Raw genomic sequence first — 14,192 nt, 5'->3', positions numbered from 1 at the left:
GCGGTCACCTGCCGCGCGGGCCGGACGCTCCCCAGCCGCGCGCCCCGCCCCGCGTGCCGGGCGGGCCGGAGCGGGAGGCAACTGGCCCTTCAGCGGGCCCCACTCGTTGGGGTCGGGGACGCCCGGCGGCAGCATCTGGCGACGCCGGGGGCCGCCGTGATCGGACTCGCCCGGCTCCTTGGCCCCGGGCCAGGCCTTGGCGACGCGGGCGGCGAGGACGAAGTCCTTGCGCAGCGGGTGTCCCTCGAAACCCTCCGGCAGGAGCAGGTGGTCCAGCGCCGGATGGTCCTCGAAGGCGACGCCGAACATCTCGTGGGTCTCGCGCTCGTGCCAGGCCGCGCCCGCGTACACCGCGACGGCGGTGGGCAGGACCGGGGTCTCGTGCGGGACCGTCGTACGCAGCAGCAGCCGGCGTACGGGGCCCAGGGCCACGACGTGCGCCGCGACGCGGAAACCCGTGCCCGGTTCGTCGACCGCGCTCAGCCAGTCGAAGTACGTGCAGCCCAGCCGGTCGCGTGCCGTCTCCAGGGCGGAGATCCAGGACGCCGGCGGCACGTCCACGGTCAGGACGTCGTACGACTCCTCGGCCGTGGCCTGCGCGCCGAAGAGTTCCTCGGCGTCGGCGGGCAGCCAGCCGACCGCGGTCATCGGCCCTCCTCCGAACCCGAGGCCTGGTCCGCTGCGGAGCCCGAGCCCGCGCCCGGGGTCGGCCCGGGGGCCGAGGCAGCGCCCGGGGCCGAGGACGCGTCAGGGGCAGGTGGCCGCACCAGGCCGCTCTGCAGCGCGGCCGTCGACGGCCGGGGCGACGTGCCGTACCGCTCCCCCAGCGACTCCCGCGCGATCTTCTCCTGGAGCTTGAGGATTCCCTGGAGCAGCGCCTCGGGGCGCGGCGGGCAGCCGGGTACGTAGACGTCGACGGGGATGATCTGGTCGACGCCCTTCGTCACGGAGTAGGAGTCCCAGTAGGGGCCGCCGCAGTTGGAGCAGGCACCGAAGGAGATGACGTACTTCGGCTCGGGCATCTGCTCGTACAGGCGCTTGACGGCCGGCGCCATCTTGTCGGTGACCGTGCCCGAGACCACCATCAGGTCGGCCTGGCGGGGGCCGGGCGCGAACGGGATGACGCCGAGCCGGATGAAGTCGTGGCGCGCCATCGACGCGGCGATGAACTCGATCGCGCAGCAGGCGAGGCCGAAGTTGAAGACCCACAGGGAGTACCGGCGGCCCCAGTTCAGGACGACCTTCATCGGCTCCGGCGCGAGTCGGGCGAGCGCGCCGAGCCGCTTGGGCTCCGGGAGCAGCACGGGTCCGGCGGGGTTCGGATCGGCGGGGTTCGGGTCGCCGGGGTTCACGTCCACGACAGGACGCCCTTCCTGTATGCGTACAACAGACCCACGGCGAGGAATCCGAGGAAGACGAACATCTCCACGAGGGTCGTCGCGCCGTAACCAGGATCGGCGAAGACCGTCGCCCAGGGGAAGAGGAAGATCGAGTCGACCGCGAAGATGACGTAGAGGAACGCGTAGACGTAATAGCGGACCTGGGTGTGGGCCCAGCCGTCGCCGACGGGGTCCACCCCGCACTCGTACGTCAGCAGCTTCTCGGGGGTCGGGACCACGGGCCGCAGGAGGTGCCCGGCCCCGAACGCGACGGCGACGAAGAGCACGCCCACGACGGCGAGCAGCCCGACGACCGAGTAGGACTGGAAATAGTCCGCGGCGAGTCCGACGGTCGGTTCCGGCACGTGCGTCCCTCGCTCCCTGTCCTGAACGCTGTTGTTCGACGATCTGTGCATCTGTGCGTACGGGAGTCTAGGGCCTGATAAAGAGACGGTAAGCAGCCCGTCACACCTTGGGACACGGGGGTGGGGTTTTCCTCAGTGCATCCCGGCGGTCCACCTCATGGCGCGGCGCCGCGCCGCACGGCACGCTGACTCGTATGACCGAACGCCTCTCGACATCGAATCCCGCCGGGACCACCGGCGCAGCGACCGGAGACCGCCTGCCGCCGGCGCGTTTCGCCTACGACCGGCACACCTGGAAGGAGGTCGCCCACCTGCTGGCGAATCTCCCGGCGGCGCTGCTCGGATTCGTCTACGTCGTGACGATGCTGGGCGTGGGTGCCGGGTTGACGGTCACGGTGATCGGGTTCCCGCTGCTGGCGGCCGGCCTGCTGGGCGCGCGGCAGTTGGGCAAGCTGGAGCGTGCGCGGGCCCGTGCACTGCTCGGGGTGCGGGTGGACGAGCCGAGCCCGCTGCCGTTGCGGGGCAAGGGCGGGTTCTTCCCACAGTTGTGGATGGCGCTGAAGGACCCGGTGGGCTGGCGCACGGTCCTGTACGACTTCATACGGCTCCCCTGGGGCATCCTCACCTTCGTCATCACGCTGACGTCTTTGTTCGTACTCTGGCCGGTGCTGCCCCTCATCGCTCGGGGCCTGGCCAACGCGGACCGGGCGATGGTGCGCGGTCTGCTGTCCCCGTCCGACGAACTGGAGCGGCGGATCGCCGAGCTGGAGTCGGACCGGGGGGTCGTGGTCGACACGGCCGCCGCCGACCTGCGGCGCATCGAGCGCGACCTGCACGACGGCGCACAGGCCCGCCTGGTCAACCTGGCCATGGGGCTGGGTCTGGCCAAGGAGAAGCTGCTGGAGGACCCCGACGCGGCGGCGGCCATGGTCGACGAGGCGCACGGCGAGGTGAAGCTGGCCCTGCAGGAGCTGCGGGATCTGGCACGCGGCATCCATCCCGCCGTTCTGACCGACCGCGGCCTGGACGCGGCGCTCTCCTCGGTCGCCTCCCGCTGCACCGTGCCGGTCAAGGTGACCGTCGACCTGACGGAGCGACCCGCGGCGGCCATCGAGGGCATCGCCTACTTCACCGTCTCGGAGCTGCTCCAGAACGTCAGCAAGCACAGCGCGGCGAGGTCCGCCTCCGTGGAGGTGTGGCGGTCGTCCGACCGACTGCTCATACAGGTGGGGGACGACGGCCGCGGAGGCGCGCGCCTCGACGGTGGTACGGGGATGAAGGGTCTCGCCGACCGGCTGACCGCCGTCGACGGTCTCTTCGTCGTCGACTCCCCCGAGGGCGGACCGACGACGGTGACGGCCGAGCTGCCGTGGCGCGACCGCGAGGACGCCGGCTCCGCCTCCCGCGTTTCGGGCCCGAGGTAACAGCCGACGAGGCAGCTGACAGGCCCCGCCTCCCCGCCCCAGGGGGCTCTGAGGGTGGGGAAAACCCCCCTCTTGAGACGCCGACGAGCTCCATGGCCCGTGGATGTGCGGTCGAGGAGGGTGGAGCTACGACAGCACAGCCGTACGACGAGCAGAAGGACGGCACCGATGGCCACGGAATACGGACAGGGTTACGGGTTGGAAAGCGGGCCCGGCTTCCCCGGGGACACCGGTGCGCGAGGTCACCGGCTGCCGGCGGGGCTGCGGGCACCGTTCGAGGCACGCAGCTGGCGCGAGTTCGGCTATGTGCTGCTCAGCCTGCCGATCGGCATCCTGCTCTTCACGTACGCCGTCACGATGACGTCGCTGGGGGCGGGCCTGCTGGTGACCTTCCTGGGTGTCCCGGTGCTGGCGGCGGCACTCGCCGGGTGCCGCGGCTTCGGCGCGATGGAACGGGCGCGGGCCCGTGCCCTGCTGGGGCTCCGGGTGTCGGACCCGGAGCCGCTGCGGCTGAGGAAGCAGGGCGCGATGGGATGGATAGGTGCCGTGCTCAAGAGCGGCACCTCCTGGCGGAGTCTGCTGTACGCGGTGCTGCAGTTCCCGTGGTCGGTGTTCTCGTTCGTCGTGGCCGTGAACGTCTGGGCGGTCGGCTGGGCGATGCTGACGTACCCGCTGTGGTTCTGGGTGTTCCCGATGTACGCCGGCCAGGACGGGCTCCAGCTGTACGGTGACGAGACGCACCGGATCTACTTGGACAACCCCTTCGAGATCACCGTGACCGCGCTGGTAGGGCTGCTGTTCACGCTGGCGACGCCGTGGATCGTCCGGGCGCTGACCATGGTGGACCGGCTGATGGTGCACGGACTGCTCGGACCGTCGCGGCTGGCGACACGGGTGGTGGAGCTGGAGTCGGACCGGGGGGTCGTGGTCGACACGGCCGCCGCCGACCTGCGGCGCATCGAGCGCGACCTGCACGACGGGGCACAGGCCCGCCTGGTCAACCTGGCCATGGATCTGGGCCTGGCCAAGGAGAAGCTGCGGGAGGACCCGCGGGCGGCGGCGGTCATGGTGGCCGATGCGCACGGCGAGGTGAAGACGGCGCTCCAGGAGCTGCGGGACCTGGCCCGGGGCATCCATCCCGCGGTCCTGACCGACCGCGGTCTGGACGCGGCGCTCTCCTCTGTCGCCTCCCGCTGCACCGTGCCGGTGCGGGTGGAGGTCGACCTGGCGGAGCGGCCGGCGTCGGCGATCGAGGGGATCGCGTACTTCACGGTGTCGGAGCTGCTGCAGAACATCAGCAAGCATGCGCGGGCCACGTCGGCCGCCGTGGAGGTCTGGCGGGTGGAGAACCGGCTGATGCTCCAGGTCGTGGACAACGGCGTGGGCGGGGCGGTTGCGTCGGCCGGGTCCGGACTGGCGGGACTTGCGGATCGGCTCGGCGCGGTGGACGGCATCCTCGTGGTGGACTCGCCGGCCGGCGGACCGACGCGGGTGACGGCGGAGCTGCCGTGGCGGAACGAGCCGGTGACCGGGTAACCGCCGCGGGGGCCCTCGCGGGAGCAGCGGGGGCCCTCGCGGGAGCCGCCCCTGAGACGGTCGCACCGTCGACCGACAGCCCTGATCGCCCTCCCGCCTCCTCCCCCGAGGGCTGGAGACGTGATCGAAAACCGGCCATCGAGCGGCCGGACCAGGACTGGCACCCCCGCTCGTCCCGGCTCTTCCCGCTCTCTTCCCATTGCCCGTAGGCGTCCGGCCTTTGATGCTGGGATGCTGGACCTGTCGCACGGACGGTTCGTGGACGCGGCGTGGGCCGCGCGGGCCGTGGGGTGGGCGGGCTGTGGGGGGCCGAGGATCGTGGAGGACAGGGTGCGGGTGGTCATCGCCGAGGATTCAGTGCTGCTCCGAGAGGGGCTGACCCGGTTGCTGACCGACCGTGGGCACGAGGTCGTGGCCGGTGTCGGCGACGGCGAGGCACTGATCAAGACAATCACCGAGCTGGACGCGCAGGGCGAGCTGCCGGACGTCGTGGTGGCGGACGTACGGATGCCGCCGACGCACACCGACGAGGGCGTGCGCGCCTCGGTGCAGTTGCGCAAGGCTCACCCGGGCCTCGGCGTACTGGTGCTGTCCCAGTACGTGGAGGAGCGGTACGCCACGGAGCTGCTGGCCGGTTCCAGTCGCGGCGTCGGTTATCTGCTCAAGGACCGGGTGGCCGAGGTACGGGAGTTCGTGGACGCGGTGGTGCGTGTGGCGGAGGGCGGTACGGCGCTGGACCCGGAGGTCGTCGCGCAGTTGCTCGGGCGCAGCCGCAAGCAGGACGTGCTTGCGGGACTCACCCCGCGCGAGCGGGAGGTTCTGGGGCTCATGGCCGAGGGCCGGACGAACTCTGCGATCGCCCGCCAGCTCGTCGTGAGCGACGGGGCCGTCGAGAAGCACGTCAGCAACATCTTCATGAAGCTGGGACTGTCCCCGAGCGATGGTGATCACCGACGGGTGCTCGCCGTGCTGACGTATCTCAATTCCTGAGATCAGCGGCCCGCCCATCGTTCCCGTCGTTCCCAGGCCGCCGGCGCGGCGGCCTGGGAACTCGTCCGAACGAATGAGAAACCAACGCACGAGCAGGGCGCGTCTTCACGAACGTCACCAGAACCCCGGAGGGCGGGGAACGTGGAGCTCAGGGGCGGCGGGCCATCTCGAGGTCGTGTCCATCATGCGAATGTCCACCGGAAGTCAACACCTGCGGACGTAGGGTTGATCCCGGGGCGGTCGGTGGGAGACCGGTCCCCGGACAGCCGCCTCGAGGGAGGTCCAGTTCAGTGACCAGTCAGGTCAGCAGCCCAGCGGAGCAGGCCGACGGAACCGTCGTAGGAGAGCAGCGCAAACCGGTCGGGGCGAAGGACGTCCGCCGGCTGGACCGGGTGATCATCAGGTTCGCGGGGGACTCGGGTGACGGGATGCAGCTCACCGGTGACCGTTTCACCTCGGAGACCGCGTCGTTCGGCAACGACCTCTCCACCCTGCCGAACTTCCCCGCCGAGATCCGGGCACCCGCCGGAACCCTCCCGGGCGTCTCCTCCTTCCAGCTGCACTTCGCCGACCACGACATCCTCACCCCCGGCGACGCCCCCAACGTCCTCGTCGCCATGAACCCGGCCGCGCTCAAAGCCAACACCGACGACCTGCCACGCGGCGCGGAGATCATCGTCAACACCGACGAGTTCACCAAACGGGCCATGCAGAAGGTCGGCTACACCACCTCGCCCCTGGAAGACGGTTCGCTCGACGGCTACCACCTGCATCCGGTGCCGCTGACCACGCTGACCGTGGAAGCCCTCAAGGATTTCGACCTCACCCGCAAGGAAGCCGAGCGCAGCAAGAACATGTTCGCGCTCGGGTTGCTGAGCTGGATGTACCACCGGCCCACCGAGGGCACCGAGAAGTTCCTGCGGGCGAAGTTCGCGAAGAAGCCCGACATCGCCGCCGCGAACATCGCCGCCTACCGGGCCGGCTGGAACTTCGGCGAGACCACCGAGGACTTCGCCGTCTCCTACGAGGTCGCCCCCGCCGCCCGCGCGTTCCCGCCCGGCACCTACCGCAACATCTCCGGGAACCTGGCCCTGGCCTACGGCCTGATCGCCGCCTCCCGCCAGGCCGACCTGCCCCTCTTCCTCGGCTCCTACCCCATCACCCCCGCCTCCGACATCCTCCACGAACTCAGCCGGCACAAGAACTTCGGCGTGCGCACCTTCCAGGCCGAGGACGAGATCGCCGGCATCGGCGCCGCGCTGGGGGCCGCGTTCGGCGGCTCCCTGGCCGTGACCACCACCAGCGGCCCCGGCGTGGCACTCAAGTCCGAGACGATCGGCCTCGCGGTCTCCCTGGAACTGCCCCTGCTGGTCGTGGACATCCAGCGCGGCGGCCCCTCCACCGGCCTGCCGACCAAGACGGAACAGGCCGACCTGCTCCAGGCCATGTACGGGCGCAACGGCGAGGCCCCCGTCCCCGTCATCGCCCCCCGCACCCCGGCCGACTGCTTCGACGCCGCCCTGGAAGCAGCCCGCATCGCACTGGCCTACCGCACCCCCGTCTTCCTCCTCTCCGACGGCTACCTCGCCAACGGCTCCGAGCCGTGGCGGATCCCCGAACCGGACGAGCTGCCCGACCTCACCGTGCAGTTCGCGCACGGCCCGAATCACACCCTGGACGACGGCACCGAGGTGTTCTGGCCCTACAAACGCGACCCGCACACCCTCGCCCGCCCCTGGGCCGTGCCGGGCACCCCCGGCCTGGAGCACCGGATCGGCGGCATCGAGAAACAGGACGGCACCGGCAACATCTCCTACGACCCGGCCAACCACGACCACATGGTCCGCACCCGCCAGGCCAAGATCGACGGCATCGACGTACCGGATGTCGAGGTCGACGACCCGGACGGCGCGAAGACCCTGGTCCTGGGCTGGGGATCCACCTACGGGCCCATCACCGCCGCCGTGCGCCGGCTGCGCGCCACCGGCGAGGCCGTCGCGCAGGCGCACCTGCGCCACCTCAACCCCTTCCCGGGCAACCTCGGCGCGGTACTGAAGAGTTACGACACGGTGGTGATCCCCGAGATGAACCTCGGCCAGCTCGCCACCCTCGTCCGGGCGAAGTACCTGGTCGACGCCCAGTCGTACAACCAGGTCAACGGCATGCCGTTCAAAGCGGAACAGCTCGCCACCGTCCTGAAGGAGGCCATCGATGCCTGAGACGTCCACGGAAGAGAAGCCGACGGGCACCGGCACGAGCACGATCGAGGCGCTGTCCCTCGTCCCGAAGGCCGAGGGCAAGCAGTCCATGAAGGACTTCAAGTCCGATCAGGAAGTGCGTTGGTGCCCCGGCTGCGGCGACTACGCCGTCCTCGCCGCCGTGCAGGGCTTCATGCCCCAGCTCGGCCTGGCGAAGGAGAACATCGTCTTCGTCTCCGGCATCGGCTGCTCCTCCCGCTTCCCGTACTACATGAACACCTACGGGATGCACTCCATCCACGGCCGCGCCCCCGCCATCGCCACCGGACTCGCCGCCTCCCGCCGCGACCTGTCCGTCTGGGTCGTCACCGGCGACGGCGACGCCCTCTCCATCGGCGGCAACCACCTCATCCACGCCCTGCGCCGCAACGTCAACCTCAAGATCCTCCTCTTCAACAACCGGATCTACGGCCTTACAAAAGGCCAGTACTCCCCCACCTCCGAGACCGGCAAGATCACCAAGTCGACGCCGATGGGATCACTGGACGCACCCTTCAACCCCGTCTCCCTCGCCATCGGCGCCGAAGCCTCCTTCGTCGCCCGCACCGTCGACTCGGACCGCAAACACCTCACCGACGTCCTGCGCCAGGCCGCCGAACACCCCGGCACCGCCCTGATCGAGATCTACCAGAACTGCAACATCTTCAACGACGGCGCCTTCGACGCCCTCAAAGACAAACAGCAGGCCCAGGAAGCAGTCATCCGCCTGGAACACGGACAGCCGATCCGCTTCGGCACCGACCGCTCCAAGGGCGTCGTACGGAACCCGCAGACCGGCGACCTGGAAGTCGTCGCCGTCACCCCCGGCAACGAAGCCGACATCCTCGTCCACGACGCCCACGCCACCTCACCCACCACCGCCTTCGCCCTGTCCCGCCTCGCCGACCCGGACACCCTGCACCACACCCCCATCGGCGTCCTGCGCTCCGTCGACCGGCCCGTCTACGACACCCTCATGACCGACCAGCTCGACACCGCCACCGAGCACAACGGCAAGGGCGACCTCGCCACCCTCCTCGCCGGCAACGACACCTGGACGGTCGTCGGCTGAGACCGGCGGCGGTTCACGGCTTCGAAGAGGCCCGGGCGGAAACGTCCGGGCCTCTTCGTATGCCGTTCGGGCTCAGACTCACGTAGGGGCTTACCCGGACGTAAGTACCTTACTTCAAAGTGGGCACTATCTATTCGTTAGCGCATCTCCTAGGGTTAGTGGCATCACCCCCCCCAAGGAGTACTGAAACCATGAGCATCGTCGTCACCGGAGCCACCGGACACCTCGGCCGCCACGTCGTGCGGCAGCTACTGGAGAAGGTGCCGGCCGACCAGGTCACCGCGGTCGTCCGGGACCGTGACAGGGCCGCCGATCTCGCCGCCCGCGGCGTACGACTCGCGGTCGCCGACTACAACGCACCCGAGACCTTCGACGGCCTTTTCGCGACCGGCGACCGGGTGCTGCTGATCTCCGGCAACGAGTTCGACAAGGGCCGCGTCCAGCAGCACACGGTCGTGATCGACGCGGCCAGGAAGGCCGGTGTCGCCCTGCTCGCCTACACCAGCGCCCCCAGCAGCCTCACGGCCGCACTCGCAGACGACCACCGCGCCACCGAGAAGGTACTGGTCGGCTCGGGTGTGCCGTACGTGCTGCTGGGCAACGGCTGGTACCACGAGAACTACACCGAGCAGCTCGCCCCGGTCCTGGAGCACGGCGCCGTGGTGCAGGCGGCCGGCGAGGGCCGGATCTCCTCCGCCTCCCGCGCCGACTACGCGGCCGCCGCCGTCGCCGTACTGACCGGCGAGGGCCACGAGAACACGGCGTACGAGCTGGGTGGCGACGAGGCCTGGAGCTTCGCCGAGTACGCGGCTGAACTGAGCCGGCAGACCGGCAAGGAGATCGTCTACAACCCCGTCTCCACCGAGACCTACGCCGGCATCCTCACCGACGCCGGGCTGCCCGGGCCGCTGGCCGCCGTCCTGGCCGGCGTGGACGCCGCCATCGAGAAGGGCGAGCTGGCCGTCTCCACCGGTGACCTGTCCCGCCTGATCGGCCGCCCGACCACACCGCTCGCCGAGGCAGTCGCCGCCGCGCTCAAGGGCTGACCCGCACCGCCCGCCTTCACGACACCCACCCCGCCTGTCATGACCGTATGGCGATACGGGCATGACAGGCGGCCGGGTGCGGCGCTACCTTCGTCGTGGCATGCATCCGTCCGGCATGCCGAGTGCGAGAAGGAGGTGCCCGTGGCCGGGTCGTCCAGGAGTGAGCAGCGAATAGGTCTGCTGAACGGCTTCGCGGCGTACGGGATGTGGGGGCTCGTCCCACTGTTCTGGCCGCTGCTCAAGCCCGCCGGGGCCGGGGAGATCCTCGCCCACCGGATGGCGTGGTCCCTCGTCTTCGTCGCCGCCGCCCTGCTCGTCGTACGGCGCTGGGCCTGGGCCGGCGAGCTGCTGCGGCAGCCGCGCAGACTCGCCCTGGTCACGGTGGCCGCCGCGGTGATCACCGTCAACTGGGGCGTCTACATCTGGGCCGTGAACAGCGGCCATGTCGTCGAGGCCTCCCTCGGGTACTTCATCAACCCGCTGGTCACCATCGCGATGGGCGTACTGCTTCTGAAGGAGCGGCTGCGGCCCGCGCAGTGGGCGGCGGTCGGGACCGGCTTCGCGGCCGTGCTCGTCCTCACCATCGGCTACGGCCAGCCGCCGTGGATCTCCCTCTGCCTCGCCTTCACCTTCGCCACGTACGGCCTGGTGAAGAAGAAGGTCAACCTCGGCGGCGTCGAGTCGCTGGCCGCCGAGACGGCGATCCAGTTCCTGCCCGCGCTCGGCTACCTGCTGTGGCTGGGCGCGCGGGGCGACTCCACCTTCACCACCGAGGGCGCGGGCCACGCCGCCCTGCTCGCCGCGACAGGCGTGGTCACCGCCATCCCCCTGGTCTGCTTCGGCGCGGCGGCGATCCGCGTGCCGCTGTCCACGCTGGGGCTGCTGCAGTACCTGGCCCCGGTCTTCCAGTTCGCGCTCGGCGTCCTCTACTTCCGCGAGGCCATGCCGCCCGAGCGCTGGGCCGGCTTCGGGCTGGTGTGGCTGGCGCTCGCGCTGCTCACCTGGGACGCCCTGCGCACCGCCCATCGGACCGCCCGGACGCTCAGGGCGCAGTTGGACCGAGCGGGCGACGGCGTGACGCCGGTCAAGGGGAGCGCCGCGCGGGAGCCGGGAAGCGCCGCGCGAGAGTCGGGAATCGTGGCATCCGGAGTACCGGCCCCTGGCTCCGCCCGGTCCGAACAGCTCGACACGGCAACAGGAAAGCCGTAACGGCCCGGTCGCCCCGCCGCCGTCCTTCGTCAGCCCTTGCCGGGCGCCCGCCGCGCGCGGTGTGCCCGGGCCTTCTCCCGGTTGCCGCAGTGCTCCATCGCGCACCAGCGGCGGCGGCCCGGGCGTGAGGTGTCGACGAAGAGCAGACGGCAGTCGTGGGCTCCGCACTCCCGGATGCGGTCGGCGTAAGGGCCGGTGAACAGCTCGATCGCGTCGCGCGCGACCGTCGACAGCAGGCGGGCGCCCGTAGCACCGGGGGCCCAGCCGCGAGTGCCGTCCGCCTCGATACGCGCGACGAGCGAAGGCTCGGCCGCGGCGGCGTTGACGGCGTCCAGGTGGTCGGGCCGGAGCGGACGCCCGTGCGCGCGGTCCGCCGTGAGCAGGAAGAGGGCGTCGCGCAGTGTCCGGGCCCGCTCCACGTCGCTCCGGTCCACGGCAAGATCCAGTCCGGCCGGCAGGCGGCTGCGGTCGGCCCAGGCGGCCAGGTCGGCGGGCTCGTGCAGCACCTCCCAGCGCGCGTAGGCACCGGGCCCGCCCGTCGTCAGCAGTTCGAGGCAGAGGGCGCCGGGGTCGAAGTGGTACGGCTTGCCCTCGTGCGACCGCAGCGTCAGCCCTGGAGGACCGGGTGAACCGGGTGGACCGGGAGGCGGTTTCGGCGATTCCATTGCCTGCTCACTCATGTAACCAGTATAACTGGTTACATGACATCGACCTCCGGATCGACCCCCGTTCACTTCAAGATCGTCATCGACGCCGCCGCCCCGCACGCGCAGGCGGACTTCTGGGCCTCCGCCCTCCACTACGAGGTGGAGGACAACAGCGCGCTCATCGAAAAGCTGCTGGGTTTCGGGGCTGTACCGGCCGAGCTGACCGTCGAGTCCCACGGCCGCCTCGCCTGGCGGGACCTGGCCGCCGTACGCCATCCCGACGACCCCTACCAGGAGGAGAGCGGCACCGGGTTGGGGCGGCGGCTGCTGTTCCAGCGCGTACCGGAGGCCAAGACCGGCAAGAACCGGCTCCATCTCGACCTGCACCCGGGCGAGGGGCGGCGCGAGGCGGAGGTCGCCCGGCTGGAGGCGCTGGGCGCGAGCATCCTGCGGCAGGTGAAGGAGCCGGGCGGGGAGTGGGTGCTGATGGCGGATCCGGAGGGCAACGAGTTCTGCGTCCACTAGGCGCGACCTCCGCGAACCCCGCGACCTCCTCGGCCTCCGTGGCCTCCGTGGCCTCCGTGGCCTCCGGGGCGACGCCACCAGGAGCTTCCGATATACGCGACACCGTGGCCGAATAGCGGTCTTGACGGTGGGTCAGTGCCGGACCCACCATCCAGGCACCCCATTCACTGTGGAGTCCCCTCCCCAGGGATTCCCTAGGAATTCGGAGCCCCCCACATGAAGCTCCCCCGTCCCGGGCGTGCACTGACGGCCGGTGCCGTCGCGGTCGCCACTCTGATCACCGGCGGATCGGTGGCCGGCGCCGCGCCCGCCACCGATCGCCCCGCGTCCACGGCCGCCGCCGCGCCCGACATACCGATAGCCAACGTCAAGGCCCACCTGACGCAACTCCAGTCGATCGCCGCGGCGAACGGCGGCAACCGCGCCCACGGCCGCCCCGGCTACCAGGCCTCACTCAACTACGTGAAGGCCAAGCTGGACGCGGCCGGTTTCACCACCACCGTCCAGCGCTTCACCGCCTCCGGCCGCACCGGCTACAACCTGATAGCCGACTGGCCTGGCGGCGACGCCAATCAGGTTGTCATGGCCGGGTCACACCTGGACAGCGTCTCCTCCGGACCCGGCATCAACGACAACGGCTCCGGCTCGGCAGCCGTCCTGGAGACCGCGCTCGCCGTCGCCCGGTCCGGCCACCAGCCCACCAAACACCTGCGGTTCGCCTGGTGGGGCGCGGAGGAGCTGGGGCTGGTCGGCTCCCGCTACTACGTCAACAGCCTCGGCTCCACGGGCCGCGCGAAGATCAGCGGCTACCTGAACTTCGACATGATCGGCTCGCCCAACCCCGGCTACTTCGTCTACGACGACGACCCCACCATCGAGAAGACCTTCAAGGACTACTTCGCCGGCCTCGGCATCTCCACGGAGATCGAGACCGAGGGCGACGGCCGCTCCGACCACGCGCCCTTCAAGAACGCGGGCGTCCCCGTCGGCGGCCTCTTCAGCGGCGCCGACTACCGGAAGACGTCCGCGCAGGCGGCCAAGTGGGGCGGCACCGTGGGCCAGCCGTTCGACCGCTGCTACCACTCGTCCTGCGACACGACCGCCAACATCAACGACACGGCCCTGAACCGCAACAGCGACGCCATCGCGTACGCGATATGGGAGCTGTCGCAGTAGGGCCGACGCGCCTCCTCCTCGGAGCCCGCGCCCGGTCAGCCGGTCTGGGCGCGGGCACGTTCGGTGAGGCGGCCGATGCGGCTGCGGGCGGACTCCAGTTGCTCGGAGTCCTCCGCGGCCGGGCCCTCCTCGGCGGCGAGTTCGCTCCACAGGCCCACCAGTTCGTGCCCCAGCTCCAGGCCCCGGGCGGGATCCCGTACGGCGCGCCACGCGGTCGCAGCGCTCTGGACGTTGCCGTACGCGGCCTCCGCGTCGCCCGCCCGGCGGTGTATCCGGGAGAGGTCGAGGGAGAGGCGGAAGGCGCGGTCCGGGTCGCCTGACAGGTAGGCGATGTACGCGGTGAGTTCACGGAGCCGTAGGACCTCCGGGTGCTCCGGCCCCAGCGTCCCCGAGGCTTCGGCCACGGTCTGCTCCGCCAGTTGCGCGGCCGCCTCCGTCCGGCCTTCCTTGACGGCCTCGTTGATACGAGCCGTCGGCTCCGCGAGGAGCGCGGGGGTGGTGGCGTCGCCGGGTGCGGTGAGCGGTTCGTCCCCGAGCACGGCCTCGGCCACGGCGTCGAAGCCGCGGGCGGGGGTGGGGGTGGGCT

Annotated in this window: 14 protein-coding genes; 9 read left to right on the top strand and 5 right to left on the bottom strand. The window is 70.8% G+C overall.

Translation table 11 applies throughout. The features are described 5' to 3' along the window. The 3 genes from EBH09_RS21545 to EBH09_RS21535 form a co-directional block, all read right to left on the bottom strand. The coding region (locus EBH09_RS21545; RefSeq protein WP_121748611.1) for an NADH-quinone oxidoreductase subunit C at window positions 1–648 on the bottom strand (648 nt) is incomplete at its 3' end. Next, a complete protein-coding gene (locus tag EBH09_RS21540) occupies window positions 645–1,358 on the bottom strand; it encodes an NADH-quinone oxidoreductase subunit B (protein ID WP_193776455.1) in 714 nt (237 codons plus the stop codon). The genes EBH09_RS21540 and EBH09_RS21545, both read right to left, overlap by 4 nt. Next, window positions 1,349–1,795, bottom strand: a complete 447-nt coding sequence (locus EBH09_RS21535; protein ID WP_193776454.1) for an NADH-quinone oxidoreductase subunit A — start codon at window positions 1,793–1,795, stop codon at window positions 1,349–1,351. The genes EBH09_RS21540 and EBH09_RS21535 overlap by 10 nt, the downstream gene beginning before the upstream one ends. Before the next feature lie 143 nt (window positions 1,796–1,938). On the opposite strand from EBH09_RS21535, the gene EBH09_RS21530 reads away from it, so the two are divergent. From EBH09_RS21530 to rarD, 7 genes are all read left to right on the top strand, one after another. Then, the gene (locus EBH09_RS21530) at window positions 1,939–3,168 is read left to right on the top strand and encodes a sensor histidine kinase (protein WP_121748609.1); all 1,230 of its coding nucleotides are present in this window, start codon (window positions 1,939–1,941) and stop codon (window positions 3,166–3,168) included. Window positions 3,169–3,336: 168 nt separating this feature from the next. Beyond that, a complete protein-coding gene (locus EBH09_RS21525) occupies window positions 3,337–4,704 on the top strand; it encodes a sensor histidine kinase (protein ID WP_121748608.1) in 1,368 nt (455 codons plus the stop codon). Between the two features lie 318 nt (window positions 4,705–5,022). Next, the gene (locus EBH09_RS21520; RefSeq protein WP_121748685.1) at window positions 5,023–5,694 is read left to right on the top strand and encodes a response regulator transcription factor; all 672 of its coding nucleotides are present in this window, start codon (window positions 5,023–5,025) and stop codon (window positions 5,692–5,694) included. Between the two features lie 290 nt (window positions 5,695–5,984). Then, window positions 5,985–7,913 carry a 2-oxoacid:acceptor oxidoreductase subunit alpha gene (locus EBH09_RS21515; protein WP_121748607.1) on the top strand — a complete coding sequence of 643 codons (1,929 nt, stop codon included), beginning with the start codon at window positions 5,985–5,987 and terminating at the stop codon, window positions 7,911–7,913. Beyond that, entirely contained in the window at window positions 7,906–9,003 is a 1,098-nt protein-coding gene (locus EBH09_RS21510; protein ID WP_121748606.1) for a 2-oxoacid:ferredoxin oxidoreductase subunit beta, read from the top strand. Before EBH09_RS21515 ends, EBH09_RS21510 begins: the two co-directional genes overlap by 8 nt. 191 nt (window positions 9,004–9,194) lie before the next feature. Continuing rightward, window positions 9,195–10,049, top strand: coding sequence for an SDR family oxidoreductase (locus EBH09_RS21505; protein ID WP_121748605.1), 855 nt, complete (start codon window positions 9,195–9,197; stop codon window positions 10,047–10,049). Between the two features lie 141 nt (window positions 10,050–10,190). Then, a complete protein-coding gene (rarD, locus tag EBH09_RS21500; RefSeq protein WP_121748604.1) occupies window positions 10,191–11,258 on the top strand; it encodes an EamA family transporter RarD in 1,068 nt (355 codons plus the stop codon). 29 nt (window positions 11,259–11,287) lie between these two features. On the opposite strand, the gene EBH09_RS21495 is transcribed toward rarD, so the two are convergent. Continuing rightward, window positions 11,288–11,923 (bottom strand): CGNR zinc finger domain-containing protein, encoded by a 636-nt coding sequence (locus tag EBH09_RS21495; RefSeq protein WP_121748603.1) that lies wholly within the window; start codon window positions 11,921–11,923, stop codon window positions 11,288–11,290. Window positions 11,924–11,959: 36 nt separating this feature from the next. On the opposite strand from EBH09_RS21495, the gene EBH09_RS21490 reads away from it, so the two are divergent. Together EBH09_RS21490 and EBH09_RS21485 are read left to right on the top strand one after the other, a co-directional pair. Next, on the top strand, window positions 11,960–12,430 hold the full coding sequence (locus EBH09_RS21490; RefSeq protein ID WP_121748602.1) for a VOC family protein: 471 nt from the start codon (window positions 11,960–11,962) through the stop codon (window positions 12,428–12,430). Between the two features lie 216 nt (window positions 12,431–12,646). After that, window positions 12,647–13,606 (top strand): M28 family metallopeptidase, encoded by a 960-nt coding sequence (locus EBH09_RS21485; protein WP_121748601.1) that lies wholly within the window; start codon window positions 12,647–12,649, stop codon window positions 13,604–13,606. A gap of 35 nt (window positions 13,607–13,641) precedes the next feature. On the opposite strand, the gene EBH09_RS39130 is transcribed toward EBH09_RS21485, so the two are convergent. Continuing rightward, window positions 13,642–14,192: hypothetical protein (locus tag EBH09_RS39130; protein ID WP_238697401.1), on the bottom strand; the 551-nt coding region annotated here is incomplete at its 5' end.

Origin of the sequence: Streptomyces sp. E2N166 (assembly GCF_003671715.1) — a bacterium.
Lineage (GTDB): Bacteria > Actinomycetota > Actinomycetes > Streptomycetales > Streptomycetaceae > Streptomyces > Streptomyces thinghirensis.
The sequence above is the reverse complement of the archived record's forward strand: the minus strand, read 5'-3'. Positions and strand labels throughout refer to the sequence as shown.